Annotated in this window: 24 protein-coding genes and 1 pseudogene; 12 read left to right on the top strand and 13 right to left on the bottom strand. The window is 67.2% G+C overall.

Going from position 1 to position 26,072, the window contains the following annotated elements; genetic code table 11:
* Positions 1-6 precede the first annotated feature (6 nt).
* Together ACUDTM_RS17285 and ACUDTM_RS17280 are read right to left on the bottom strand one after the other, a co-directional pair.
* A complete protein-coding gene (locus ACUDTM_RS17285; RefSeq protein WP_005415539.1) occupies positions 7-1,149 on the bottom strand; it encodes a PilT/PilU family type 4a pilus ATPase in 1,143 nt (380 codons plus the stop codon).
* Between the two features lie 98 nt (positions 1,150-1,247).
* The gene (locus ACUDTM_RS17280; RefSeq protein WP_004147099.1) at positions 1,248-2,285 is read right to left on the bottom strand and encodes a type IV pilus twitching motility protein PilT; all 1,038 of its coding nucleotides are present in this window, start codon (positions 2,283-2,285) and stop codon (positions 1,248-1,250) included.
* A gap of 87 nt (positions 2,286-2,372) precedes the next feature.
* Here ACUDTM_RS17280 and ACUDTM_RS17275 point away from each other — a divergent pair, with 87 nt between their 5' ends.
* Together ACUDTM_RS17275 and proC are read left to right on the top strand one after the other, a co-directional pair.
* Positions 2,373-3,050 (top strand): YggS family pyridoxal phosphate-dependent enzyme, encoded by a 678-nt coding sequence (locus tag ACUDTM_RS17275; RefSeq protein ID WP_005415538.1) that lies wholly within the window; start codon positions 2,373-2,375, stop codon positions 3,048-3,050.
* Between the two features lie 18 nt (positions 3,051-3,068).
* Entirely contained in the window at positions 3,069-3,890 is an 822-nt protein-coding gene (gene proC / locus ACUDTM_RS17270) for a pyrroline-5-carboxylate reductase (RefSeq protein ID WP_445391426.1), read from the top strand.
* A 60-nt stretch (positions 3,891-3,950) separates the two neighbouring features.
* On the opposite strand, the gene ACUDTM_RS17265 is transcribed toward proC, so the two are convergent.
* Positions 3,951-4,826 carry a LysR family transcriptional regulator gene (locus tag ACUDTM_RS17265; RefSeq protein ID WP_188241213.1) on the bottom strand — a complete coding sequence of 292 codons (876 nt, stop codon included), beginning with the start codon at positions 4,824-4,826 and terminating at the stop codon, positions 3,951-3,953.
* Positions 4,827-4,924: 98 nt separating this feature from the next.
* Between ACUDTM_RS17265 and ACUDTM_RS17260 the strand changes: the two genes are divergently transcribed.
* A complete protein-coding gene (locus ACUDTM_RS17260) occupies positions 4,925-5,527 on the top strand; it encodes a short chain dehydrogenase (protein ID WP_005415535.1) in 603 nt (200 codons plus the stop codon).
* 78 nt (positions 5,528-5,605) lie between these two features.
* On the opposite strand, the gene soxR is transcribed toward ACUDTM_RS17260, so the two are convergent.
* A complete protein-coding gene (gene soxR, locus ACUDTM_RS17255) occupies positions 5,606-6,040 on the bottom strand; it encodes a redox-sensitive transcriptional activator SoxR (RefSeq protein WP_005415534.1) in 435 nt (144 codons plus the stop codon).
* Between the two features lie 29 nt (positions 6,041-6,069).
* Between soxR and ACUDTM_RS17250 the strand changes: the two genes are divergently transcribed.
* Positions 6,070-7,491, top strand: coding sequence for an MFS transporter (locus ACUDTM_RS17250; protein WP_111007637.1), 1,422 nt, complete (start codon positions 6,070-6,072; stop codon positions 7,489-7,491).
* 87 nt (positions 7,492-7,578) lie between these two features.
* On the opposite strand, the gene ACUDTM_RS17245 is transcribed toward ACUDTM_RS17250, so the two are convergent.
* Together ACUDTM_RS17245 and ACUDTM_RS17240 are read right to left on the bottom strand one after the other, a co-directional pair.
* Positions 7,579-9,600 (bottom strand): esterase/lipase family protein, encoded by a 2,022-nt coding sequence (locus ACUDTM_RS17245; RefSeq protein WP_072168211.1) that lies wholly within the window; start codon positions 9,598-9,600, stop codon positions 7,579-7,581.
* Positions 9,600-10,574 carry an Lnb N-terminal periplasmic domain-containing protein gene (locus ACUDTM_RS17240; RefSeq protein ID WP_252744683.1) on the bottom strand — a complete coding sequence of 325 codons (975 nt, stop codon included), beginning with the start codon at positions 10,572-10,574 and terminating at the stop codon, positions 9,600-9,602. The genes ACUDTM_RS17245 and ACUDTM_RS17240 overlap by 1 nt, the downstream gene beginning before the upstream one ends.
* A 170-nt stretch (positions 10,575-10,744) precedes the next feature.
* Here ACUDTM_RS17240 and ACUDTM_RS17235 point away from each other — a divergent pair, with 170 nt between their 5' ends.
* Complete coding sequence (locus ACUDTM_RS17235; RefSeq protein WP_072168213.1) at positions 10,745-11,149, top strand: GFA family protein; 405 nt, start codon at positions 10,745-10,747, stop codon at positions 11,147-11,149.
* 278 nt (positions 11,150-11,427) lie between these two features.
* Here the strand turns inward: ACUDTM_RS17235 and ACUDTM_RS17230 are convergent, their stop codons facing one another.
* Positions 11,428-12,945 carry an MFS transporter gene (locus tag ACUDTM_RS17230; protein WP_088497794.1) on the bottom strand — a complete coding sequence of 506 codons (1,518 nt, stop codon included), beginning with the start codon at positions 12,943-12,945 and terminating at the stop codon, positions 11,428-11,430.
* A gap of 107 nt (positions 12,946-13,052) precedes the next feature.
* On the opposite strand from ACUDTM_RS17230, the pseudogene ACUDTM_RS17225 reads away from it, so the two are divergent.
* Positions 13,053-13,977, top strand: a pseudogene (locus tag ACUDTM_RS17225) (LysR substrate-binding domain-containing protein).
* A 25-nt stretch (positions 13,978-14,002) separates the two neighbouring features.
* Here ACUDTM_RS17225 and ACUDTM_RS17220 read toward each other — a convergent pair.
* On the bottom strand, positions 14,003-14,932 hold the full coding sequence (locus ACUDTM_RS17220) for a LysR substrate-binding domain-containing protein (protein ID WP_445391425.1): 930 nt from the start codon (positions 14,930-14,932) through the stop codon (positions 14,003-14,005).
* A 115-nt stretch (positions 14,933-15,047) separates the two neighbouring features.
* Here ACUDTM_RS17220 and ACUDTM_RS17215 point away from each other — a divergent pair, with 115 nt between their 5' ends.
* Together ACUDTM_RS17215 and ACUDTM_RS17210 are read left to right on the top strand one after the other, a co-directional pair.
* On the top strand, positions 15,048-15,746 hold the full coding sequence (locus ACUDTM_RS17215) for a glutathione S-transferase family protein (RefSeq protein ID WP_353080144.1): 699 nt from the start codon (positions 15,048-15,050) through the stop codon (positions 15,744-15,746).
* Between the two features lie 87 nt (positions 15,747-15,833).
* Positions 15,834-16,508: a class I SAM-dependent methyltransferase gene (locus tag ACUDTM_RS17210; RefSeq protein ID WP_088497798.1), complete on the top strand. Its 675-nt coding sequence runs from the start codon at positions 15,834-15,836 to the stop codon at positions 16,506-16,508.
* 3 nt (positions 16,509-16,511) lie between these two features.
* On the opposite strand, the gene smqnr is transcribed toward ACUDTM_RS17210, so the two are convergent.
* A complete protein-coding gene (gene smqnr, locus ACUDTM_RS17205; RefSeq protein WP_353080143.1) occupies positions 16,512-17,159 on the bottom strand; it encodes a SmQnr family pentapeptide repeat protein in 648 nt (215 codons plus the stop codon).
* Positions 17,160-17,317: 158 nt separating this feature from the next.
* Here smqnr and ACUDTM_RS17200 point away from each other — a divergent pair, with 158 nt between their 5' ends.
* Together ACUDTM_RS17200 and ACUDTM_RS17195 are read left to right on the top strand one after the other, a co-directional pair.
* Entirely contained in the window at positions 17,318-18,094 is a 777-nt protein-coding gene (locus ACUDTM_RS17200; protein WP_088497799.1) for a DeoR/GlpR family DNA-binding transcription regulator, read from the top strand.
* A gap of 11 nt (positions 18,095-18,105) precedes the next feature.
* Positions 18,106-19,239 carry an MFS transporter gene (locus tag ACUDTM_RS17195; protein ID WP_353080142.1) on the top strand — a complete coding sequence of 378 codons (1,134 nt, stop codon included), beginning with the start codon at positions 18,106-18,108 and terminating at the stop codon, positions 19,237-19,239.
* Positions 19,240-19,248: 9 nt separating this feature from the next.
* On the opposite strand, the gene ACUDTM_RS17190 is transcribed toward ACUDTM_RS17195, so the two are convergent.
* The 3 genes from ACUDTM_RS17190 to ACUDTM_RS17180 all read right to left on the bottom strand — a co-directional run bounded on the left by ACUDTM_RS17190 (position 19,249) and on the right by ACUDTM_RS17180 (position 23,429).
* Positions 19,249-20,754 carry a PepSY domain-containing protein gene (locus tag ACUDTM_RS17190; RefSeq protein WP_445391424.1) on the bottom strand — a complete coding sequence of 502 codons (1,506 nt, stop codon included), beginning with the start codon at positions 20,752-20,754 and terminating at the stop codon, positions 19,249-19,251.
* An 11-nt stretch (positions 20,755-20,765) separates the two neighbouring features.
* Positions 20,766-22,904 (bottom strand): TonB-dependent receptor, encoded by a 2,139-nt coding sequence (locus ACUDTM_RS17185; RefSeq protein ID WP_445391423.1) that lies wholly within the window; start codon positions 22,902-22,904, stop codon positions 20,766-20,768.
* A 129-nt stretch (positions 22,905-23,033) separates the two neighbouring features.
* The gene (locus ACUDTM_RS17180) at positions 23,034-23,429 is read right to left on the bottom strand and encodes a DUF2946 family protein (RefSeq protein ID WP_353080139.1); all 396 of its coding nucleotides are present in this window, start codon (positions 23,427-23,429) and stop codon (positions 23,034-23,036) included.
* A 241-nt stretch (positions 23,430-23,670) separates the two neighbouring features.
* Here ACUDTM_RS17180 and ACUDTM_RS17175 point away from each other — a divergent pair, with 241 nt between their 5' ends.
* Positions 23,671-24,246, top strand: a complete 576-nt coding sequence (locus ACUDTM_RS17175) for a hypothetical protein (protein WP_021202618.1) — start codon at positions 23,671-23,673, stop codon at positions 24,244-24,246.
* A 239-nt stretch (positions 24,247-24,485) separates the two neighbouring features.
* Complete coding sequence (locus tag ACUDTM_RS17170) at positions 24,486-25,385, top strand: hypothetical protein (RefSeq protein WP_353080138.1); 900 nt, start codon at positions 24,486-24,488, stop codon at positions 25,383-25,385.
* A gap of 34 nt (positions 25,386-25,419) precedes the next feature.
* On the opposite strand, the gene ACUDTM_RS17165 is transcribed toward ACUDTM_RS17170, so the two are convergent.
* Complete coding sequence (locus ACUDTM_RS17165; protein ID WP_005415517.1) at positions 25,420-25,800, bottom strand: tautomerase family protein; 381 nt, start codon at positions 25,798-25,800, stop codon at positions 25,420-25,422.
* Between the last annotated feature and the right edge of the window lie 272 nt (positions 25,801-26,072).

The following is a 26,072-nucleotide window of genomic DNA, read 5'->3' as shown; positions in this document are numbered from 1 at the left end:
GCCAGGTCAGCGGATTTCGGAGATCTCCACCCCATCCAGCCCCTGCGACAGGGTGCGCGCGTCGCCGCCCTGGCTGAGCTTGATGCGCAGGCGCACCTCGTTCTGCGAATCGGCGTAACGCAGCGCGTCCTCGTAGCTGATCTCGCCGGCCTGGTACAGCTCGAACAGGCTCTGGTCGAAGGTCTTCATGCCCAGCTGGACCGAGTCCTTCATCACTTCCTTCAGCTTGTGGATCTCGCCGTCGCGGATGTAGTCCTGTACCAGTGGCGTGCCCAGCAGGATCTCCATCGCCACTTTGCGCGAGCGGCCATCGGGCGACGGCACCAGCTGCTGCGCGACCACGCCCTTGAGGTTCAGCGACAGGTCCATCAACAGCTGGTTGCGGCGGTCTTCCGGGAAGAAGTTGACGATGCGGTCCATCGCCTGGTTGGCATTGTTGGCATGCAGCGTGGCCAGCACCAGGTGGCCGGTTTCGGCGAACGCGATGGCGTGGTCCATGCCTTCGCGGGTACGCACCTCGCCGATCATGATCACGTCCGGCGCCTGGCGCAGGGTGTTCTTCAGCGCAGCTTCCCAGCTGTCGGTATCGATGCCGACTTCGCGCTGGGTGATGATGCAGCCCTCGTGCTTGTGCACGAATTCGATCGGGTCTTCGATGGTGATGATGTGGCCGGTCGAATTCTGGTTGCGGTAACCGATCATCGCCGCCAGCGAAGTCGATTTACCGGTACCGGTGGCACCGACGAACAGGATGATGCCGCGCTTGGTCATCGCCAGCGTCTTGATGATCGGCGGCAGGCTCAGCTCTTCCACGGTCGGAATGCGCGTCTCGATGCGACGCAGCACCATGCCGACCTGGTTGCGCTGGTAGAAGCAGCTCACGCGGAAACGGCCGACACCGGACAGGCCGATGGCGAAGTTGCATTCGTGGGTCTTCTCGAATTCCTCGCGCTGTGCCGGGGTCATCACGTTGAGGACCAGGTCGCGGCTCTGCTGCGGCGTCAGTGGCGTCTGCGTGATCGGCGAGATCTTGCCGTTGACCTTCATCGCCGGTGGCATACCCGCAGTGATGAACAGGTCAGAGGCGCGCTGGTGCGCCATCAGCTTGAGGAACGAAGTGAAATCGATGGTGGTCGCGGTGGTGTTCACGGCGGGCTCCCGGAAAGCGGTTTACCAGGTAACGGTCGGTGGAGGAAACAACACGGAGCGGCCGCGCCATTGCGCGCGCCGCCCGTCGCTGTCCCGCCTTACTCGAACAGGCGCTTGTCCTTGGCGTACTCGCGGGCCTGGTTGCGGGTGATCAGGCTGCGCTTGACCAGGTCCTGCAGGTGCTGGTCCAGGGTCATCATGCCGTACTGCTGGCCGGTCTGGATGGCCGAGTACATCTGCGCCACCTTGTCCTCGCGGATCAGGTTGCGGATGGCCGGGGTGCCGACCATGATTTCCCACGCCGCGGTACGGCCGCCGCCGACCTTCTTCAGCAGTGCCTGCGAGATCACCGCACGCAGCGACTCGGACAACATCGAACGCACCATCGGCTTTTCGCCGGCCGGGAACACGTCGATGATACGGTCGATGGTCTTGGCCGCCGAACTGGTGTGCAGGGTGCCGAACACCAGGTGGCCGGTTTCCGCGGCGGTCAGTGCCAGGCGGATGGTTTCCAGGTCGCGGAGTTCGCCGACCAGGATGATGTCCGGGTCCTCACGCAGTGCCGAGCGCAGTGCTTCGTTGAAGCCATGCGTGTCACGGTGCACTTCGCGCTGGTTGATCAGGCACTTCTGCGAGGTGTGCACGAATTCGATCGGATCCTCGACGGTGAGGATGTGGCCGTATTCGTTCTTGTTGATGTAGTCGATCATCGCCGCCAGCGTGGTCGACTTGCCCGAGCCGGTCGGGCCGGTCACCAGGATCAGGCCCTGCGGTTGCTGGATTACCTCGCGGAACAGCGGCGGGCAGGCCAGGTCCTCGAGGGTGAGCACCTCGGACGGAATGGTACGGAACACCGCACCGGCGCCGCGGTTCTGGTTGAACGCGTTCACACGGAAGCGCGCCAGCGACGGGATCTCGAAGGAGAAGTCCACTTCGAGGAATTCCTCGTAATCGCGGCGCTGCTTGTCGGACATGATGTCGTACACCAGCGCGTGGACCTGCTTGTGGTCCAGGGCCGGGATGTTGATCCGGCGAACGTCGCCGTCCACGCGGATCATCGGCGGCAGGCCTGCAGACAGGTGCAGGTCGGACGCTTTGTTCTTTACGGAAAACGCCAGCAGTTCGGCGATATCCATGAGCGGCTACTCCCCAATAACGGCTTCGACTGGAAGGATCTTTCCCCGGGCGGCAGTATAGCCTCCTGATTCAACGGAACGCGTTACGTGGCCACTCCCCTGCCCCAGATCCTGAGCAACCTGCATGCCGCCGCCGAGGCGGCCGGCCGGCCCGATCCGCGCCTGCTGGCCGTGTCCAAGACCCAACCGGCCGAGGCCGTGGCCGCGCTGGCCGCACAGGGCCAGCAGGCCTTCGGCGAGAACTATGTGCAGGAAGCGCTGGCCAAGATGCAGGCACTGCAGCACCTGGCGCTGGAGTGGCACCTGATCGGCCACCTGCAGTCGAACAAGGCCGAGGCGGTGGCCACCCATTTCGACTGGGTGCAGAGCGTGGACCGGCCCAAGCTGGTAACGGCGCTGGCGCGCCATCGCCCGGCCGCACGCGGCCCGCTGAATGTGCTGATCCAGGTCAACATCGACGATGAATCGAGCAAGCACGGCTGTGCACCGGAGGATGTCGAGGGGCTGGCCGCAGCGATTGCCGCCGAGCCCTCGCTGTGCCTGCGTGGCCTGATGGCGATTCCTGCGCCGTGGCCCGAGGTGGAGCGCCGTCGGGATGCGTTCGTGCGCATGCGCACACTTTTCCAGTCGCTGGCCGCCCAGCGCGCGCAGGTCGACACGCTGTCGATGGGCATGAGCAGCGACTACGCCGAAGCCATCGCCGAGGGCGCCACCCTGGTGCGCATCGGCACCGCCCTGTTCGGCGCGCGCGCGCGCCCGGCCTGATTTTCCAAGGAGACTTCCATGGCAGATGATTCCATCACCTTCATCGGCGGCGGCAACATGGCCCGCAGCCTGATCGCCGGCCTGATCCGCCAGGGCGTGCCCGCCGCGCACATCCATGTGGCCGAACCGGTTGCAGCGCTGCGCGAGTCGCTGGCTGCCGACTTCGGCGTGCAGGTACACGACAACGCCACCGATGCCGGCGCACAGGGCAGCACCTGGCTGCTGGCGGTGAAGCCGCAGGTGCTGCGTGAGGTCTGCCAGTCGCTGCAGGCACTGGCCCAGGCAAACCGGCCGCTGGTGGTGTCGATCGCTGCCGGCATCACCAGCGCACAGCTGGAGCGCTGGCTGGGTGGCAACCTGCCGGTGGTGCGCGCAATGCCCAATACCCCCGCTCTGCTCGGCGCCGGCGTGACCGGCCTGTATGCCACGCCCTCGGTGAATCCGCAGCAGCACGCGCAGGCCGAACAGGTGCTGGCCAGCGCTGGGCGCACGGTGTGGATCGAACGCGAGGCACTGATGGATTCGGTCACCGCCGTGTCTGGCAGCGGGCCGGCCTATGTGTTCCTGCTGGCCGAAGCGATGGAAGCGGCGGGCATTGCCCAGGGCCTGCCGGCCGAGGCCGCGCGCACGCTGGTGGTGCAGACCCTGCTGGGCGCCTCGCGCATGCTGGATGAGGCCGGTGAGAGCCCCGCAGAGCTGCGCCGACGCGTGACGTCACCCAACGGCACTACCCAGGCCGCGATCGAGAGCTTCCAGGCTGGCGGCTTCGAGGCACTGGTGGACACCGCACTGCGCGCCGCGCAGGTGCGTGGACAGGAATTGTCTGCGGCGAATGATTGATCCCCTGGGGTCAGATCCCTTTGCCGAGGCAAAGGGATCTGACCCCATCTACCCCGATGATCACTGCCCCAACGTGGCCATGACGAAATCGACGAAGCACTGCAAACGCGGGCGCGGGCGTCGATCGGGCAGGTACATCAGGTGCATCGGCCGCGGTTCCGGCAGGTAGTCGCGCAGCAGCGGCTTCAACCGTCCCGCTGCGATCTCCGCCGCCAGCAGTGCGGTGGGCTGCAGTACCAGCCCGGCCCCGGCTACGGCGGCTTCGCGCAACGCGAAGCCATCGTTGCTGCTCAGCCGTGCCTCCCAGTCGACCTGTTCGCCGTTGGCCAACTGCCAGCCATGCCCGCCGCGCCAGGCCAGGTGGCTCAGGCAGTCGTGCCCCTGCAGGTCATCCGGTGTTCGCGGCGTGCCGCGCCTGCGCAGGTAAGACGGCGCCGCGCACAGGCTCATCGCATACGGCGGCAGCGGCCGCGCCACCACCTCCTGCGATGGCAACGGCCCGACCCGGATCGCCGCGTCGAAGCCATCTTCGATCAGGTCCACGCGGCGGTTGCTCAGGTCCAGCTCGATATTCAACTGTGGCTGCGCACGCAGCAGGCCAGCCAGCTGCGGCGCCAGCACGCAGCTGCCCCAGGTGGTGGGCGCGCTGACCCGCAACAGGCCACGCGGCTGTACCTGCAGGCCGGCCACATCGGCCTCGGCCTGCTGCACCTGCTCCAGCACCTGCCGGCACCCGGCCAGGTAGGCGCTGCCGGCTTCGGTCAAGCGCTGGCGGCGGGTGTTCCGTTGCAGCAACGCGGTGCCCAGATGTGCTTCCAACTGCTGGATGTACTTGCCCACCATCACCGCCGACACCTGCAGCTGTTCGGCGGCCCCTGCAAAGCTGCCGCGTTCGGCCACGGCGACGAAGGCCTGCATGCAGCGAAGGGTATCCATTGCTAATCCAGAGTTAGGAATCTGCAAATCATACGCCGCTTACCTAACCACGCTGTGACGGCGCAGACTGCGCTCACTCCCACACGCAAGGAACGGCCATGAAGATCCTCCTCGTCGGTGCCAGCGGCACCCTCGGCCAGGCAGTCGCCCGTCAGCTCGGCCAACAGCATCAGATTCTCGCCGCCGGCCGCCGCAGTGGCGAACTGCGTGTGGACCTGACTGACGACGCCAGCGTCGCCGAACTGTTCGCCCGCACCGGTGCAGTCGATGCGGTGATCTCCACCACCGGCTCGGTGCATTTCGGACCGCTGCAGGAGATGACGCCGGCACAGTTCAACAGCGGCCTGCAGGACAAGCTGCTGGGCCAGGTGCGGCTGGCACTGGCCGCCCAGCACCACCTCAATGCCGGTGGCTCGATCACCCTGACCAGCGGCATCATCAGCGCGCAGCCGATCCGCGACGGCGTCAACGCCACCGCAGTGAATGCCGCACTGGAAGGCTTCGTGCGCGCTGCCGCACTGGAGCTGCTGCCGCGCGGCCTGCGCATCAACGTGGTCAGCCCGAACGTACTGATCGAATCGATGGCGGCCTACGGCCCCTACTTCCCGGGCTTCGAAGCGGTAAGCGCGCAACGCGCGGCGCTGGCCTTCCAGCGCGCGGTGGAAGGCATCCAGAGCGGCGAGACGATCACGGTCTGGTAAGAAAAAGGGGACGGAGGGGATCAAGTCGTTTTCGTCCGCCGGGCATGGCCCGGCGCTACCGGGAGCGCGTCCCCTTTTTCATTCCCAGCGCATCGGGCCATCGCCGCGTTCGCCGAGAACGTCGCCAGGGTTGGCCAGGCGGCAATGCTGCAGTGACAGGCAGCCACAGCCGATGCAGCCGGTCAGTTCATCGCGCAGCAGCTGCAGCATGTGGATGCGCTCTTCCAGCTCGGTGCGCCAGCGCGCGGACAGCTTGGCCCAGTCAGCCTTGGTCGGTGCACGGCCTTCAGGCAGGCTCTCGAAGGCGCGGCCGACCGCTTCCAGTGGCATGCCCACCCGCTGCGCAACGCGGATCACCGCCAGCCGGCGCAGCACGTCGCGGCTGTAACGGCGTTGGTTGCCCGAGGTGCGCAGGCTGCTGATCAGCCCCTTGCGCTCGTAGAAATGCAGTGCGGAAACGGCCACGCCACTGCGCTGGGAGACCTCGCCAACGCTGAGTTCCTGGGATGCCATTGCTTGACCTCAACTATAGTTGAGGTGGCATGCTGCTATCTTCGCCGCCCGTTGACAAGCGCGGCCCGCCCCTGACCGGTATGACCCCGACCCTCTCTCCCGCCGACACCCGCCTGCCGGCTGACACATCGATCCTGTCCGCGCGCTACCGCGCCACCACCCTCGGCATGGTCGCGCTGGTCGCGCTGCACGCCTTCGAAGCATTGGCCGTCGCGGCCGCGATGCCCACGGTGGCCGAAGCACTCAGCGGCCTGCGCCTGTATGCGCTGGCCTTCGGTGGCACACTGGCCACCAGCGTGATCGGCATGACCCTGGCCGGACGCTGGGCCGACCGCCAGGGCCCGGCACGGCCGCTGTGGTACGGCCTGGCCTGCTTCGTGCTGGGCCTGCTGCTGGCCGGCTTCGCCGTGCGCATGGGCATGCTGGTGGCCGGGCGCCTGCTGCAGGGCCTGGGTGCGGGCGCGATTTCGGTCTCGCTGTACGTGATGGTCGGCCGCAGCTACCCCGAGCACCTGCGGCCGAAGGTGTTCGCGGCATTCTCGGCGGGCTGGGTGGTGCCCTCGATGGTCGGCCCGGCGCTGAGCGGCCTGATCGTCCAGCATCTCGGCTGGCGCTGGGTGTTCCTGGCGGTGCCGCTGCTGGCAGTCCCCGCTGCCCTGTTGCTGCGGCCTGCGCTGGCGCGCATGCAACCCTCCGCCGACAGCAACGACGACGAGGGGCGCGGCAACGTCGTACGTTGGGCCAGTGGTGCATCGCTGGCGGCGCTGCTGCTGTACTTCGGCGGCCAGCAGCACGGTCCGACCGCCCTGCTCTGCATCAGCGTGGCGATGCTGGCGCAGCTGCTATGCGTGCATCGCCTGCTGCCGGCCGGAACGCTGATCCTGCGCAGGGGCCTGCCCAGCGTGATCGCACTGCGCGGCATCGCCGCCGCCGCATTCTTCGCCTGCGAAGCCTACCTGCCGCTGCTGCTTCAGCGCGAACGCGGGCTCCCGCCCAGCTGGGCCGGCGCGGTGCTCAGCCTCGGCGCACTCGGTTGGTTCGCTGGCTCCTGGCTGCAGGGTCACCAGCAGCGCGGCTGGTCACGCCAGCAGCTGCTGCGCGTCGGCACGGCGATGATGACGGTCGGCATCGCCGCAACGCTTGCGGTGTTGTTCAATGCAGTGCCATTGCCGGTGGCCCTGGTGGGCTGGACGGTCACCGGTTTCGGCATGGGCATGATCTACGCCAGCCTCTCGGTACTCACGCTTTCGCTGTCAGCAGCGCATGAGCAGGGTGCCAACACGTCGGCCCTGCAGCTGAGCGAGGCCCTGTCGGTGACCACCGCGCTGGCGGTCTCCGGTGCGTTGTTCGCGCTGTTCGTGGAAAGCGCGCCGCACACCGGCTACCTGCTGTGCCTGGCGATCACCTTCGGCCTGGCGGTGCTGGCCGCGGTGATCGCGCGGCGGGTGTAGCGTCGCCCGGTTTCGGCAGTGTCGGCCGCTGGCCGGCACCATCACGGGATTCCCGCGTGCGCGGAGAGTGCCGGCCAGCGGCCGGCACTACCGGGTCCCCGTCCCCACGTCATCGATATCCCGGTGCAGGATGCGCCGCACTTCCAGCACCGCTTGCGGGGTCTCCTGCACGCTGTGGCCGGAAATGATCACCTTCTCCGACTGTGCACCCGGCAGGTGCGCACTCCAGTACGGCACCAGTCCGTCATCGGACTTGTCCACCGGCAGCTCCGGCTTGCGCTGGGCGATGATCGAGTGGTACTTCAGTCCCGCTTCGATCGGCAGCTGCGCTGCGGCCTTGACGAACGGATCGCTGGCCTTGAGGTTGTCGATGCTGTTGGGAATCTTCGGCTTGGCCGTGCCATCGACCTGCTGCTCGGCCTGCGCCAGCGCCATGAACACGTCCTCGAACTTGCCGAGAATGGTCAGCGGCAGGCGCACCAGCCGGCCCAGCAGGCGCCCGACCTTGTTGCCGGCGATGTCCGTGCCCTGGTGGGGAGCGGCGATGAAGATCGCACGCTCCACGTTCGGCTGTGCCTTGAAATGCAGCAACGGCCCCAGCTTGTTCTGCACGCGCTTCAGACGCTCGCCCTTCAGGTCATAGTTGGCCAGCAGGTCGTTCCACAGCACGTCACCGGAATCGCTCACCAGCAGCCGCGCGAGCACGCCGCCCATGCTGTGGCCGATGTAGACCATATCCTTCGATGCACGAGTGCTGCCATTGGGATCGAAGTGCTTCAGCGTGTCGTTGAACGCGTTGGCGATCTCGTAGCGGTTCAGCGCGATCGGTGCGTTGGTCGGGTAATAGACCTGCCACACCTGGAACTGCTGGCGCAGCTCGGGGTCGCCCATGATCTCGTTGGCCAGGTTCACCCAGGCTTCCGGGCTGCTGGCCAGGCCGTGCAGCATGAAGATGATGCGGCGGTTCGGGTCCCACGGTTGCATCAGGTAGATGTGTGGCTCGCCGATGCCCTCGCTCATGCCGAACAGGGTGCGCAGTGACTGCCGGGCGAAGCCGCTCTGGGCAAGCCACAGGCCGTAGGCTGCGGTGAAATTGCCGGCCAGCGGCACCTGCTCGCCGTGCAGGGTGATGCGCTCGGTGGCTTCCGGCGAATAGGCATCCAGTTCAACCCGGCGCGTCCGCATCACATCGTCCAGGCTGCTGCCTTCGAAACGCAGCAACGCGGTGACGTTGATCGAGGACATCTCGCTGAACTCGGGCACCGAATCGTCATGCCGGTGGCGACGGCCACGGCGTGCGCCCTCTTCGTCATCCTGCGGTGTCTCGGCCTTCGGGCCCTCAGGCGCGATCACCGGTGCGACCAGCTTCGGCGGGTCCATCACCATCACCAGCTCGGCACCGAAGCCATCACGGCGATAAGTACTGCGCAGCCCGACGAAGCTGACCGTGCCGGCCGGCACCAGCTGTGCGGGAATGCTCTTCAGGTTCAGCTGCTGGTAGTTGGAGGCCAGCGACCAGCTGCCAACCGCGATCGGCTTCGTGTAGTCCTCGCCAGCCAACGCAGCGGCGCGCGCGCGGACGAACAGCACCACCGCTGCCTTCTCGGCGGCGTAGTTGTAGTAGTCGCGCACCTGTGTCTGCCGGTCCTCGAAGGCACGGTCGGACGGCGATCGGCCGCTGTAGAACAGGTAGGCATAGGCGTAGCGCGCGGCTTCCAGCCAGGCGTCCAGCGCTGCGTCGCTCATCGGCGGATCACCGGCTGCGGTCTTCTTCGGCGTCAGCGCCAGCGCGGCCTTCACCCACAGTTCGGACAGCGCCGACAGCCGCTGCTCGACATTGAGATCGTCGGTCATCAGCAGCGTGCTGCGGCAGACCAGGAAGTCCTTCTCGCACTGCGATTCGTCCAGGCCTGCCGCGCTGAGCGTCTCGCGCGCGGCGGGGCTGAGCTTGCCGGTATTGAGCACGTCGGCACGCTTGTTGACCAGCGAATCGCTGGATTTGACCTGCTTGACGGTGACCATCGCGCAACCGCTGCTGCCCAGCAGCAGGAAGGCGGCGAACAACACCGGCAGCGCACGCTGCCAGCGGATCAGGAGGAGTCGAGTCATTACTGCGGGTCCTGCTCGGTGCCAGGCACGCCCTGGCGGATCACGGTGGAGAAGTGTTCGCCGCTGCCCAGGTCCAACGCACGCTGGGTGATGCGGCCCTTGTCGTGCAGCTCGGCGTACGGCACACCCGGGGTCAACGCACCCACTTCCTGTGCGTACTCGGCCAGGTACCCGGACAGCAGCAGGCGGTAGTCCAGCGGCAGGCGCGGCGCGATATGGCGGGCCAGGTCGAAGACGATGGTGGTGCAGTTGCTGGTGAGCGTGTTGTAGAAGCCCGGCTTGGCATCCAGTTCGCGTGCCTGTGCGATGTACGCGGCAAACAGCTCCTTCAACTGCGCGCGGTCCATGCCATGCAGGCGGTACAGGTAGACGTCCTCACCGCGCGCATTGGTGCGGGTGCGGATGATGTCGGTTTCCTCCGCGGCCACCAGGGTCATCTCGAACCTGCGGAAGAAGCCGCCCAGTGCCGAGAACGATTCGCCGCGCTCCTTGCGGATCTCCAGCGAGAACACCACGTGGCGCCCATCCTCGAAGCCAAACGAGATGAGGGTGTGGGCGATCGCCGGGCCCATCCAGTACGACAGCACCAGGTCGGCCGAGCGCAGCTGGTCAAGATCGTACGCGCGGCGCACCCAGTGCGCGTCGTAGTCGGTTTCGCTGCGCCAGGTGAAATCACGCACGCTGTCGAACACCACGTGGCGCCCGTCGAAGGACACCACATGCAGGCGCTGGGCCACGTCGTCGGCCCATACGCGGTCCTGGCGCGGGGTCAGCAGCAGCCACCAGAGGCCAGCCAGCGCCAGCGAAGCGCCGAACGCCAGGCCCAGGCGACGGCTGCTGCGGCCACGCGCGACCCGCCACGAGGCCCACAGCGCAGCCAGCAGCCACAGCACGGCAATACCGTTCGCCAGCCAGCCCGGCCCGGGCATCTGGTAAGCCAGCAGCCCGGTCACCCACAACGCTGCCAGCGCCATGGCACTTCCTGTCATCCAACGTCCTGCGGCTCTCACTGGCATCCTGTCGCGGTCCCGAAGCCGCATAGTTAGCCACAAGCGGGTTCACCGTGGCATCTACGGCCCGTTCAGGCACGCCGGCGCACCGTCTGCGGCGGCCCCGCGGCCAGATGAATCACACAGGAGCAACGATGGGCATCACTTCCGTGGCCGGCGTTCCGGTCCAACCCCGGCACCGCGCAACCTGTCACTGCGGCACGGTCGAGCTGCTGCTGGACCTGCCGGACGGGATCGTCGATCCCCGCCGCTGCGACTGCTCGATGTGCCGCCGCCGTGGCGCCATCGCCGCCAGCGTCCCCCGTCAGGGCCTGCAGGTGGTGCGCGGGCAGCATCACCTGCAGAAGTACCAGTTCAACACCCATGTGGCGGAGCACTACTTCTGCGGCGTGTGCGGCATCTACACCCATCACCGGCGCCGCTCCAACCCGGACGAGTACGGCTACAACGTGGCCTGCCTGGAAGGCATCGACCCGTTCGCGCTGGGGGTCATTCCGGTCAGCGACGGGATCAATCACCCGTCAGACCGCAGCGACTAGTGGCGCGTGCGCCGCGGCGGCGTGGCGATCTTCTGCCAGGGCGCCATGCCGCTGCGCCCCGCCCGCGCGGGTCGTTTCAGCCAAGGCCGGCGTGGCGGCGCCTGCGGCGCATCCGCGACTGGGGGAGGAAGCGGTCGACGGCTGGGCCAGAGATGGTCGAGCAGCCACATGGCGGGTCTCCGTGGGGGACGGGGACGATCGACATTAGACCTGGGTGGGCATGGGCGGTGTGAGCGGAAGACGACAACGGGATGACGGCGGAGGGGGCGATGAGCCTGCTACGCCGTATGCTCGGCCAACATGCCTTTGCGTTTCCGCAGCAACAGGTGCAACAACACAGCACACACAGCCGTCAGCAGCGCCAGTACACGCAGCAGTGTTGCCAGCGCCTTGGCGCTGACCTGCTGCAGCTGCTCAGCGCTCATCGCCGGCAGCAGTGCCGCCGCCTGGTCGCGGGACCCGCTCGCCAGATAGGCACCGGCACGCGCCAACGACGCGGGCGATGCCCCATGCAGCTGCTGGTCGACCACCATCGCCAGCAGCGCCGTCACTGCGGCCAGGGCGATACCTTCGCCTGCTACCCGCACGGTTCCGAAGATGCCGGCGGCCATGCCCGCACGCTGTACAGGCACCACGCTCACCGACAGCCCATCCATCAGCCCCCACGGCAAGGCCGTGCCTGCACCGACCCACATCAGCAACGGCACCCACTGCGAGGGCGACGGATGCGTCGCATGGCGCGACAGCAGGTACAGGCCAGAGGCGCACACCAGCAGCCCCAGCGTGCACAGCCGTGCGCTTCCAACGCGCTCCGCCCAACGCGCGGCCAGCATCGGCAGCATCAGCATCGGCGCGGACAGCGCCAGCATCTGCAGTCCCACCAGCGTCGTGCTCTGGCCATGCACGCCCAGCAGTTGCAGAGGCAACACGACCAGCAGCACCACGTAGCCCAGGCAGGTCGCCACCGGCAGCAGCTGGACGCCGAGAAACGCCGGTTGCCAGAACAGTGAGAGGTCCAGCAACGGGGAAGGATGCAGCCGTTCGGTACAGACGAACGCGCCGCCCAACAGCAGCGTCGCCAACAGCGCCAGCTGCACGCGACCGGCGTGCAGGCCGTACTCTCCCAGCCACAGCAGGGCCAGGGTCAATGCCGCCAGCATCAGGCTGAAGCCCAGCATGCCGGCGATGTCCAGCCGTCCGCGCTCGCCCCGGCTTTCGGGCAACGCGCGCGCGGCCAGGGCGAACGCCGCCAACGTCAGCACACCGCCCGCAGCGAACACGCTGCGCCAGCCCAGCGCCTGCAGCAGCAGGCCCGCGAGCAGCGGCCCCAGCGCCAAGCCCGCACCGAATGTCGTGCCCAGCAGGGCGAAGACACGGGCACGCCTCGGTCCCTGCCAGCCCTGCGCCAGCGCAGCGGTGCCCGAGGCCAGCGCTGCGGCGGCGGCCACGCCCTGCAGGCCGCGCGCCAGATCCAGCCACAGCAGCGTAGGCGCCAGGCATACAGCGGCCGTCGCGACGGTGAAGCCGGCCGTGCCCAGCAGGAACATCCGCCGTCGGCCATGGCGATCAGCCAGGCCACCGGCAGCGAGCAGCAGGCTGCCGAAGGTGAGCATGAAGGCGTTGGTCACCCAGGCCAGCGCAGTGGGCGATGCCACTGCGGAGCGGGCCAGCACCGGCACCGCGACGGCACCGGCGGTGAAGGACAACGGCAGCGCCAGCGCGGCCAGGCAAACCGCAAGCAGCGTCCAGCGTTGCGGCGTCTGGGCAGGTACAGGGAACGTCGAATCCGGGGCCATGCGGGCCTCCTTCCATCAGGGGCATTGATGATGAGCGGGCCGTTATTCCTGAAAAACAGGCTCTATGGACGTTGATTGCGGCCATATGTTCCGCAATCATGTCGGTCATGGACTCCATCTCTGCTCTGCTCGCCTTCGTCCGAACCGCAGAGGCGGGCAGCATCGTCGGCGCCGCCCGCGTACTCGGCCTGTCCGCCTCGGCGGTAGGCAAGCGCATCGCCCGCCTTGAACAGAACCTGGGCACCCGTTTGTTCCAGCGCACCACCCGCCGCGTGCACCTCACCGACGAAGGCGAACTGCTGCTGCAGCGCTGCCGCCGCGCACTGGATGAACTTTCCGAAGCGCAGGCGGACCTGGCGCAACGACAGCACGCTCCAAGTGGGCTGCTGCGCATCGGCCTGCCCACCATCGGCTACCGCTTCCTGCTGCCGGTGTTGCCCGGCTTCCAGCAACGCTATCCGCAGGTGCAATTGGAACTGGAGTTCAATGACCGCATCGTCGATGTGGTCAGCGAAGGGCTGGACGCGGTGATACGCAGCGGCGAGCTGGCCGATTCCAGCCTGACCGCACGGCGACTGGGCGACTTTCGTTTCATCCTCTGTGCGGCACCGGGGTATCTGAAGGCGCACGGCATTCCCGGCGATGTAGGCGACCTGCGCCTGCACACAGCGCTGCGCTTCCGTTACCCCACCACCGGAAAACTGCATCCGTGGCAGCTGCCGGGCATCGAAGGCGACGCCGGGGCGCGCCTTTCCACGGCGATGACCTGCAACAACATGGAAGCCGTGCTGGCCGCTGCGATCGGTTGCATGGGCCTGGCCTGGATGCCCGACTTCCTCGCCGCCGACGCGCTGGCCGACGGCCGCCTGCAACAGGTGTTGCCCACACTACCTACGCGCCAGGGCCAGTTCTCGCTGCTATGGCCCGGTGGGCGCCATCCCAGTGCACGCCTGCGGGTGTTCATCGACTATGCCGTCGCGAACCTGTTCCAGAACGCCTCATAAAAAGGGGACGGAGGGGATTAAGTCGTAATCGGCCCTACTGTGCCCGAAACGACTTAATCCCCTCCGTCGCCTTTCTCCCTGGGCGCTGGCGCTGCGTTGAGCTGGTAATGCGCGACCAGCGCATCCACCACCGCGCGCACGCCCGGCAACTGTCCACGACGATGCGGCAGCAGCACGCTGGTGGTCACTTCGCCGGCATGCCACGCCGGCAGGACCTGCTGCAGGCGGCCGGCCGCAATCGCTGCGGCACACAGGCTGTGCGGCAACACCGTGATGCCAAGGCCCGCTTCGGCCGCCGCGACCAGAAGCTGCGACTCATTGCCGACCAGCGCCACCTGCGGTTCCACCTGCACGGTGCGGGCGTCGGTGCCGTGCAGTGTCCAGCGCGTTGCGTGGCGCGCCGTCAGCAGGCCGGCATGCGCGCTTAGCTGCTCGGGCGTATCCACTGCTGGCGCGCCTGCCAGATAGCCAGGCGACGCCACCAGCACGATGCGTTCTCTACTCAGCGAGCGCTGCACCAGACCGGAATCCGGCAGCGGACCGAAGTGGCTGCGCAAGGCAATGTCGATGCCTTCCTGCGCCAGGTCGACGAAACGATCACTCACTTCAACTTCGATGCGCAGCCGCGGATAGCGGCGGGCCAACGGGGGCAGGCACACGGCGAGCTCGCCCTGCACCACCGGAATCGAAGCGCTGATGCGCACGGTGCCACTCGGTTCGGCCTGGCGGTCACGGACGATGGTCTCGGCGGACTCCACCTCGGACAACGCCGCGCGTGCGCGATCAAAGAACGCCTGGCCGACTTCGGTCAGCGCGAAGCGCCGCGAACTGCGTTGCAGCAGCCGTACCTCGAGGTGTTCTTCCAGCAGCGCCACGCGCTTGCTCAACGTCGAGCGCGGCAGGCCCAGATGGCGTCCGCCTGCTGCAAAACCGCCCTGCTCCACTGCGGCCACGAACAGGGCCAGATCGTTGAGGTTGAGCATGCGCAACGTCCACAGGTATGGACTTCAGGATGCCATTCGAACCGCTTCCGGGGCAATGTCCACGCAGGCACGCTTTCCTCACCCGCCGCATCGCGGCTTGAACCGGAAACCTGCCATGACCCCTGTCCTCTTCTACGGCGTGCCCTCGGGCTGCTCGTTCGGCTCCATCGTCGCGCTGGAATGGCTGCGCCAGCCGTATCACCTGTGCCGTATCGACATGCCCGGCCAGGTGCAGGGCGAAGACTATCGCCGCCTCAATCCACTGGGCGAAACCCCCACTCTGCGCACCGCGCAGGGCGAACTGCTCAGCGAGAGCCTGGCCATCCTCAACCACCTGGCCGCCCAGGGCGTCGCGCAGGGGCTGGGCTTCGCACAGGGCACCTCCGGCTTCGACCGCCTCAACCACCGGCTGGCCTATCTCAACACCAGCTTCTTCGGTGCCTACGCCCCGCTCTGGCACGCGCTGGAACACGCCGAGGGCGATGACGGCAAGGCGCTGCGTGCCTATGGCACCACCAAGGTGCGCCAAGCCCACCAGGCGCTGGAGCAGATGCTCAGCACAGGCCCGTGGCTGCTGGGCGAGCAGCGCAGCTTCGCCGACGCCTACTTCGCCGGCATCGCCCGCTGGAACGATTACCACCAGGTGGTCGACCGCCGCGAGTTCCCCAGGGTGCAGCAGCTGTTCGAGCGCCTGCAGGACGACGCCGGCGTGCAGTTCGCCCACGCCGTCGAAGCACAGCGGCCGGCTACCAGCAGCGGTGGCTTCCTCGGCGAGGTGCGGCTGGAAGACGTGCTTGAGGCCGCGGCGGCCTGAGTCCTGCCCTGCCTGTGCGGCAGCGGCGCGCAATGCCTCTTGCGCGCCGCGCTACAGTGGTATGTCCCCTGCTGCAGGAATCCGCGCATGTCCACGTTCTCCGATCCGCAGGCGGTGGCCCGCTATGCCGAAGCACCGCTGCGCCAGGTGCCCGGTTTCCTCGCCCTGCAGCAGATGAGCCGCCTGCTGCTGGCCGAACGCGTTCCCGCGCAGGGCCGCGTGCTGGTACTCGGTGCCGGGGGTGGGCTGGAGCTGAAAGCCTTTGCCGAGGCGCAACCGGGCTGGCAGCTGCTGGGTGTGGATCCGGCCGCGCCGATGCTCGCGCTGGCCGAGCAGACACTGGGCCCGTTGAACGCACGCGTCGAACTGCTGGAAGGCTACATCGACGATGCCCCGGACGCGCGCTTCGATGGTGCCAGCTGCCTGCTCACCCTGCACTTCCTCGATGCCGCGCAGCGCCTGCACACGCTGCGCGAGCTGCACAGGCGCCTGCAGCCCGGCGCGCCGCTGGTGGTGGCGCACCACAGCGTGCCGCAGGATCCGGCCGGCAAGCTCCGCTGGTTGCAGCGCTACGCCGCGTTCGCCGAAGCCTCGGGTGTTGCCCACGCCGATGCGCAGCGCGCGATCGACGCCATTGCCGAGCGGCTGCCGCTGCTGGCGCCCGAACAGGAGGTCGCCCTGCTGCAGGAGGCCGGCTTCGACGGCGTGGAGCTGTTCTATGCGGGCTTCAGCTTCAAGGGCTGGGTGGCGTACGCCGGCTGATGCCTACGGCACCACCGTGATGCCGATGCGCTGCATCAACAGCGCGACCTGCTGGACATCCAGCGTGGCGCCACGCAGATTGGTGCTGCGCAGGTCCAGCTCACCCAGCTCCGAGTGGGTCAGGTCGCAGCCGGTGAAGTTGGCGCTGTTCCAGTCGATGCCCTCGAACTGGCCACCGGACAGGTCCGAGCCGGCAAAGCTGGCGCCGCTGACGTTTGCACCGTCCCAGCGGTTCTCCCACAGTTCGCACTTCTCCAGCGTGACCCGCGAGAAATTGGCATAGCGCAGGTTCGACTTCTTGATGAAGGCGCTGCAGAACCCGCTGCGCGTGGTGATCTGGTTCATGAAGCTGGCGTTGCTGAAATCCGCACCCTGCGCGCGGCACTCGCTGATCTCCAGGCCCAATGCCTTGACGAAATTGAAGTGGCACATGCTGATGTCGCAGCTGCGGAAGCTGGCTTCCTTCAGCGTGGCGCCGTTGAAGCGGCAGCCACTGCGGCTTTCGGCGTCATAGAAGCTGCAGTTGATGAACTCGGTGGCAGTCAGGTCCACGCTGGAAAAATCGCATTCGTGGAACTGCTGGTCGACCACTTTCTGGCCGGTGTACTGGTCCGCGCCGATGCGCAGCTTGCGGTGAACGGTGGGGGACATCGTGGATTCCATGCCAGGTGCCCCGCCATCATGCCGGGCCGCGAGGGCGATCCATAGACGTGGGCGCGGGAGGATTCACCGGCAGTCCAGCCGCGCTGTGTCCCCGATGCCAATTGCACGTTGTTGCACCTTTATGCACGAACGTGCAGACTTATGGCATGAGCTCAGACCCCAGCCCCCTCCCCGCCCAACGCACTCGGCAGATCCTCGAAGAACTGCGCCAGCAGGGCCGCGTGGTCGCCGCCGAACTGGCGCGCCGCTATGCCGTCTCCGAAGATTCGATCCGCCGCGACCTGCGCGAGCTGGCCGCACAGGGCCTGTGCCAGCGTGTCTACGGCGGCGCCGTGCTGCCGCCGCCCAAGGAACGCCCGCTGCGCGAGCGCCTGACCCGCGACCGCGGCGACAAGGCCGAGCTGGCCGCACGCGTGTGCGCGTTGCTGCAACCCAATCAGGTTGTGCTGCTCGATGCCGGTTCAACCAACCTGGCGATCGCCCAGCAGCTGCCGCCCGCTCTCGGGCTGACGGTGATCACCAATGCCCCGCAGATCGCCACCGCCGCCAGCACGCTTGAAGGCACCCTGGTGCAGCTGATCGGCGGCCGCTTGGCCAGCGGCGGCGGTGCGGTCGGCGCAGAAGCACTGGGCCAGGTGCAGCGCCTGCGCGCCGACGTGTACCTGCCCGGCCCCTGCGCGGTGGACGGCGATACTGGTGTATGGGCAATGGATGCAGAAGAGGCCACGCTGAAGCGCGCGATGGTCGCGTGCAGCAGCCGCGTCATCGTCGCCGCCACTACTGAAAAGCTCGGTGCACGCGGCCACTGGCAGATTGCCAGCCTCGACGAGATCGACGACCTGGTGCTCACCACCTCGGCCCCGCCGGCGCTGGCGGCACGCTTCCGCGCCGCAGGCATCGCGGTACACCCCACTCCGCCCTGACCGTACCGCTCATGTCCCTTGCCAACCGCGCGCGTGCCGAACAGCACGCGACCCGCGCTGCGTTCTTCATTCCCGGCTTCGCCACCGCGCTGTGGGCCACGCTGGTGCCGTTCGCCAAGGCACGCACCGGGATCAACGACGCCACGCTGGGGCTGGTACTGCTCTGCCTCGGTGCCGGTTCGCTGCTGGCAATGCCGTTGTCCGGCGTGCTGGCCGCGCGCCTGGGTTGCCGGCGGGTGATGGTGGCCAGCAGCCTGCTGATCTGCCTGACCGTGCCCGGCCTGGCGCTGGCCGGTTCGGCTTGGACACTCGGGCTGGTCCTGTTCGTGTTCGGTGCCGCCGTGGGCGCAATGGACTGCACGATGAACGTGCAGGCCGTCATCGTCGAGCGCGAAGCACGGCGCGTGATGATGTCCGGCTTCCATGCCTTCTTCAGCATCGGCGGCTTCCTCGGCGCGGCCACCATGACCGTGCTGCTGTCCGCACAGCTGCCGCCCTTGGCATCGGTGCTGATCGGCGTTGGCGCCATGCTGCTGGTGATGCTGTTGTCGGCAGCGCACTGGCACAGCGAACGCATGCCGCACGACACACCGATGCTGGCCCTGCCGCACGGCATCGCGTTGTTCATCGGCGTGCTGGCGTTCGTCGCCTTCCTCGGCGAAGGCGCGATGCTGGATTGGAGCGCGGTCTTCCTCAGTGACGTTCGTCGCGTCGATGCCAGCCTGGCCGGCGTCGGCTACGTGACCTTCACCCTGACCATGACCGTGGCGCGCCTGTTCGGCGACGCACTGGTGGCGCGCGTGGGCCGCCAGCGCGCGATCGTGTTCGGTGCTCTGCTTGCCGCTGCGGGCGTGCTGGTGCTGACCCTGGTCACGCCGTGGCAGGCGTCGCTGGTCGGCTACGTGTTGGTCGGCCTCGGTTGCGCCAACATCGCGCCCGCGCTGTTCTCGCTGGCCGGCCACCAGACCCGCATGCCCGGCGCGCTGGCGATCACTGCCGTGTCCACGCTCGGCTTTGCCGGCATCCTTGCCGGACCGGCACTGATCGGCTTCGCCGCAGACCATTTCGGCCTGATCGCCGCGTTCGTCGGCGTGGCCACGGCCTTGTTGCTGGTGGCGGTGTCCACGCGCTGGCTGCGGGTGTAGCCCAGGGCATCAGCGCCGCCTGCGGCGCAGCTTCAACCGCACGCGCCGGTAGCCGATCACCGTCGCCGTGGCACACAGCGCGGTGCCAGCAGCGCTCAGCAGCAGCAGCACCGCCAGCCGGGCACCTTCCTGGCGCAGCATCGCCGGCAGGTCCCAGCTGTGCAGGAAGTAGAACAACCAGCGCCCCACCCGCTCGCGATGCCCCATCGTCAGCAACGGATCGCCGGTCGCCAGATCGAGATAGACGCGCGTCGCCTCCGCATCGCCAAAGTCCACCACTGCCACCGGGAAGCGGCGCACTGCTGCGCCGTTCATGGCCTCGGGCGCACGCGGATAGAAATAGGCATCCGCTGCCTGCTGCACCACGAAACCCTGCATCGGGGCATCGGACAGCGCGCGTGCCTTCTGCTGCAGCCATGCGGTCGGCAGCCACCGTGCGACCTGCAGGTGCCCACTGCCGCCGGACACGATGCGAGTTTCACCCCGGCCGTCCAGCAGTACCGCGAACAGTTCACCACTGATCCGTCGCCACTGAATCTCCACCGGCCGGAAGCACTCAGCATCGGCCACCGCCAGAAGCTTCGCCGGATCGCCCAACGCGCCATCCACCGCCACCGCGCCGCCACGATAGCGCCCACCGTCGATCGCAGCATGCGTGCTGCTGAAGACGCCCAATGGATTCATCGACATCAGGCCACTGAAGATCCAGGTGAACACGAAGGCCGCTGCCACCAGACCGATCAGATGGTGCCAGCGCATCCACGGCTCGACGTACGGTGTCTTCGCACCGGAGCGATAGTGCCCACGGAAACGCCAGCGCCACACACCCACCACGATGCCGCTGACCGCCGCCAGCGTGCACAGTGCGGACAGCACGATCACCCCCCACGTCCACACCGGGTCCACCGACTGCATGCGCAGGAAATACAACCAGTGCAGCCAGGCGCCCACATAGTTCCAGCGCTGCTGCATATGCGGCGCGTCCAGCACGACTTCACCGGTACGCGAGGACACATACAGGTCGCCCGGTTGCTCACCGCCCACCTCGACGCGATACAGCGGCCGATGCGCGTCCAGTGCACGCGAATGCGTCCAGCGGTCCTCGTCCACGCGCATCGCACCCACGAAGGCCGGGCCTGCGGCGAACTGTGCAGCGGACGCTTCGGCACGCTGTGCCGACACCGGCAGCAGCGCCTGGCCGGTCACGGCAGACCAGGCGCCCACGTTGCTGCCACTTCGCACCACATACGCCGGCTCGCCACGCAGTGTGGTCAATGCCACAGCCTCCGGCTCGGCCTGCACGGCGGCAGGCAGTACCGACAGCCCCTGCAGGTCGCGGGCCTCACCCAGCACCGGCAACGCCGCCAGCCGCTCGCCGGGCGTCAGCTTCGGGTAACCAATGAACAGCATCACCATGCCGCTGACGAACCACAGCAGCATCAGCAGGCATCCGCCGATGCCCAGCCAACGATGCACCAGGTAGGTACAGCGCTTGGCGGTGGATCGCAACGTCATCGCCAGCGTCCTCAGAAGCGATGGTCAACAGTGAATTCGACGCGCCGGTCTGCACCCAGCAACCACTGCGTACTGGTGTAGTACGCGGTGGCGTAGTACGCCTTGTCGAACACGTTGAACAGGCGCGCGCTCACCCGCGTGCGCGGTGCCGCCTGCCAGGTCAGCGCCAGGTCGGTGGTGCTGTAGCCGGGCAGCTCCAATGTGTTGGCGTTGTCGGCGTAGCGCTTGCCGACGTAACGCACGCCCCCCGCCGCACTCCAGTCCGGTGCGAACTGCCAGCTGAGCCACGCACTGGCCAGGCACTCGGCCACGTTAGGCGGCACGTTGCCATCACGCGATACCAGCACCGCCGGCGAACCCGTGGTTTCCAGGAAGTCCTCGAATTCGGCCTTCAGCACCGTCGCGTTGGCATCCAGCGTCCAGTGCGGCGCGACATTCCAGGTCAACGACGCTTCAATACCGCGCGAGGTCTGCGCGCCCACCTGCACGCGGCGATCAGGCACCAGCGGATCGCGGCTGAGCAGCCCGGTCTTGCGGATGCGGTACGCCGCCAGCGTCCACTCGCCACCGTCGAACGCCTGCTTCAGGCCCACCTCGATCTGCCGCCCCTTGGCTAGATCGAACGCTCCATTCGCGGGGCTGATCATCAGCAGTCCACTGACCGGATCTGCCGCCTGCGAGTACTGCGCATACAGGCTCAGCGTCGGCTGCAGCGCAAATACCGTGCCGGCGCGCCAGCCGGTGCTGCTGTAGATTTTCGAGAACGCGTTCTGGCCACTGATCAGATCGGTGCGATCGATGCGCGCGCGATCGTGGCGCAGGCCAGCCAGCACCGACCAGCGCTCGCTCAGCGCCAACCGGTCTTCCACGAACAGCGCGTACTGCTCGGCGGCGTTGCGGTAGCGCGGCAGGTTCGGCGCGTCGCTGGCGAACTGGCCCGGCACCGGATGGACCGGATCGACCGGGCCGGAGCTGCCCGTATAGGTGTTGTTGGTGTGCTTGAAGTGCGCGCGGTTGGCGTCCAGGCCCACCGCGAAGCTGTTCGCCCTACCGCCCACATTGCCCTGCACGCGCAGCGTCGAGGTCAGCCCGGTCTGGTCCTGGTTGTGGGTGATCTGGGTGTTGCCCGAGCGATCGATCAGGCCGGTGCGCGGGTTGTAGACATAGGCCTCGGCGTTGCGCCAATCGCGCTGGCTGTCGATCTGGTAGAGGCGCGTGCGCCATTCCACGTTCGCGTTCGGTGTCCACAGCGCATCAAGCTGGGTCCAGCGGTCGCGATAACGGATCTCGCTGTCGTCCACGTTGTAGTTGCGATGGCGCAGCGCGTCCAACTGGCGTCCCTCCACCAGCGGCGTGCCGAAGTAGCGCATCGGCTTCTGATGGCCCTGCGCGTGGGTCAAGGTCAGCTGCAGGTCGGTGCGCGGCTGCCACAGCAGCGCGCCGGAGAAGGTGGCATCGCCGTTGCGTCCCCGATCGACCCAGCCACCGCTGTAGTTGCCGCTCACATCCAGCCGGTAGGCCAGCTCGGGCGTCAGCGCGCCGCCACTGCCGAAACCCAGGCGCGCGGTGTCCTCGCTACCCACGGTCACGCTGATCTCGTTTTCGATGGCGCCGCGCGAGGGCTTCTTCGGCACGATGTTGATCACCCCGCCGATCGCACCGTCGCCGTGGATGACCGAGGCCGGCCCGCGCAGTACTTCGATGCGCTCGATCGACCAGGTATCGAACGGGAAGGTGATGCCCACGCCGCCGTACTGGCGCAGCCCGTCGTACAGCCGCATCACCGAGGCGCCATCGGTGAAGCCGCGGCTGGACAGCGCACTCAGACCGTTGCCCGGGTGCGGCATGGCACTGATCGCACCCGCCCGGCTGATCGCATCGTTGAGGTTGCTGTCGCCGCGCTGATCCAGCTGTTCGCGCGAAATTACCGTCAGGCTGGCCGGTGTCTGCAGCACGCTCAGGCCCAATGCAGAGCCTGCGCTGGCAATGGAGGACAGCTCGCCGCTGCGGGTGTCAACCACCCGCACGGTATCCAGCGTGGTCGGGGGTGCCGCGTCGGCGGCAAGCAGGGGCGCAGCATGCAGCAGCAGCGCGCACAGGACAGGCAGCGTCGCCCGGCGCAGGCACGCGGGGTTGGGGTTCGTTTTCATTTTTTCACGGCATGCAAGGCCACCCCGCAATGGCAGGGCAGCAATCAGAAAGGGACAGACACGCGCGTGCGGGCACCGGCCGTGGCCGGCAACCTCATGGAAGAACGTTCAATGCAGCGCGCGTGCGGCTCAGGCAGCCATCAGTGCCGGCGGCCCACGCGCGCCCAATGTGCCGCTGATCCGTTGCGGCAACGTCTGCACCGCACCGCACAGTGCGCGGCACACCGGTACCATCGGCGCCAACAGCAGCACGGCCGCCACCAGCAGGGTGATCAGCCGTGCAGCGATCAGGCAGTAATCGCAGTCCACACCCATCTCGTGATCGGCATGCGGATCGGCGGGCGGCTTCTTTGCGGTCTCGCCGTGCGGCATCGCCATCGCGTGATGGTCGTGGTGCCCTTCCATCGCGTGCTGCGCATGCTCTGCGTGCATTGCGTGGTCCATGGCGGCCACCGGCGCAGCGGCAGCCACGTGACCCTGCGCCAGCCAGCGGCTCACCAGCGGGGCGAGCAGCACCAGCAGCATGGCAAGCCAAGCCAGGGCCTGGAACCGGCGGTGGAGGACAGAATGACGCACCCGGCCATTCTACGGGCCTGTGCCCAACCTTGGACCCCGTTCAGGGTTTGCCCCCTGCGACACGGTGACGCAGGAGCTCGCCTCGCGCGGCGACATGTGAATGCACCACACCGCGGTCCCTGCGCTTGCGGGCTCTGCCTCGCCAACGTTAGGGTTCAATTGGCCACGGCAAGGAGCCAGAGGAATCTGCATGACCACCCGCATCACGCACCGGCAGCGCATCAGCCTGCTCGGCCTGACCGCGCTGCTTGCTGCCTGCGCCGACAAGGGGCCGCCCCCACCGCCAGAGCCGCTGGAACTCTCACAGCCCATCGCCGTGGACGCGCCCGGCCAGCAGGTGCAGTTCGAGTTCGAAACCACGGCGCGCAATTTTGCCAGCTACCGCACTTATGCGGTGGAACTGGATCTGCAGCACGTCTCCCCATCGCCAGATGCTGCTTCTCCGCGCGACCTGCACATTCCTTTACGCGTTGGACTTCAGCAATGGTCCGGCGGCACTTGGCAGCCGCTGGCAAGCCCCGACGCGTATCAGATCGCACAGTCGCAATCTGGCCAGCCACTGCCAGACTGGCACCGCGGTAAGGGTCTGAACTACGCCCAGATCCAACGGGGCAGCGATGGCGCATACCGATTGCATGTCGCGTTGCTGCCGTTGCAGGCGCATGGCCGGTATCGGGTCCAGGTCAGCACGGTTGAAGACATCGCACCACTTCGTGGCGCAAGCGCCAGGATGCTGATTCACGAATCGCGTCCGCTCGCCAAGTAGCACAGCGCCTTCGTACACCTTCCAGGAGGAACACCACGCACATGGACAAGCCACGCTACATCGTCGATATCGTCATTGCGGCACCGGGTACACCGCTTCTCGACCCCGTAACGCAGCAGCCGCTGAGCAATCCGGATGGTTCCCCGCAGACATCCGGGCCCGGTCACATGTTCTACGTCCTGCGAGCACCGGGGAAAGATCCAGCGAGCTACGGCTTTGCACCGATCAAGCACGGCAGCATGAACGGACCTGGCGACATCGTGGACAGCGATGCAAAGACCTACAAGAACCCGCATTACACGCGCTCTCTGGAAATCACCGAAGCCCAGTACAACAAGCTCAAGGCGTTCGGCGACGATCCAGTGGCGCACGGCTTCAGCAAGCACTATGCCGACGTGCGCCACAACTGCGTGGACTTCACCTGGGGCGCATTGAATCATGCCGGCATCCAGCGCAAGCACAGCCTGGACGTGAACAGCATCGGCGGCCCCGTCGGCCAGTTGCTGCCCGATGTCCGCATTCCGCTGGGCGTCCAGTCACAGGGCAAGGACGGCTATCGTCCGCTGCGCAACATCCATGGCGTGGACAGCATTGAGCCCCCTTTCCCCAACAGCGAACTCAACCGCACCACCACTCATCCCCTGCCCGAGCGCAGCTTGAAGCAGCGTCTGCTCAGCGAAACCGATGGCATTGATGGCCCCTTGGGCGAGCGTCTGGCTGCGGACGCGCGCGCACCGGGGCACAGCCTTCATGCCTTGGACCAGAAAGTGCGTACCGCACTCGCCCAGGCCAGCGAACAGCAGGGACTGCCCCCCGGCCAGGAGCACGAACGACTGGCCGGCCATCTGACCCACGCGGCGGTGCAGGCCGGCTTCAGCGAAAAGGACACGCTGCAGGTGGCATTCAGTTCAAACAGCACCGCCGAGGCACCCGGCTACGTATTCCTGCATCGCAGCCGCGACACCGCCTCGCCGGACCCTGCCGCCAATCGCCAGCGCCTGTCCCTGCTCGATACGCAGCAGGGCGACGCGGATACGCTGTATCAGCAGGCCAATGTGCAGCAGCAATCCCGCGACGCAAGCCGGCTGGCGCAGGACGAGCAACAGGCACAACAGCAGGCGTCGCCGCGCATGGCCTGACCCAGCCGCATCAGGCGCTGATACCGTTCCTGCATCAACTCACGTACTGCGCCTGACCGTTCCCGAACGACCAGTTCTCCTTCTTCACTTCCACCAGATTGATGAACACATCCTCGCGGCGGATGCCCACCGCCGCATGCAGTCCATCGGCGATGCCGGCGTACAACGCCTTTTTCTGCTCGAGCGTGCGCCCTTCGTTCCAGGTGATCTGGATGCAGATGAAGTCGTCGGTGCGATCCACGCCCAAGTAGCCGGGGTCGTAGATCAGCGTGCCGGGCGCGTGTTCCTGGAAGATCTGGAAGCGGTCGTTTTCCGGAACGCCCACCGCGCGCATGGCCTGGTAGATGGTTTCGCCGACGCGTTGCAGGTAGTCGGCGGATTTACCTTTGCGGAGATCGATGCGGGCAAGCGGCATGGTGGCACTCCAGAGTGGATGGGTACGACGACAGGCTGAGACTACGCCTGCCCGGGGCCGCGGGACAGCGCAGGGATGGAACCCTCTGGCTCCATGCGTGGCATGGTCCCGCCTCCGCCGCGCGGGGTGACGCGATTGCCGTGGCGGCATCCCTCCGGAGTCGTCATGTGCACGGTCGGCAGGGGCGGCGATGTGCGCCATCAGTGATGGGCCGCACTACTTGCGCGTGTCGAACGACACACATCGGAAAACGTCTGGCCTGCCTAGGGACA

The organism is Stenotrophomonas maltophilia group sp. vghtpe118, from assembly GCF_052605195.1.
The sequence above is the reverse complement of the archived record's forward strand: the minus strand, read 5'-3'. Positions and strand labels throughout refer to the sequence as shown.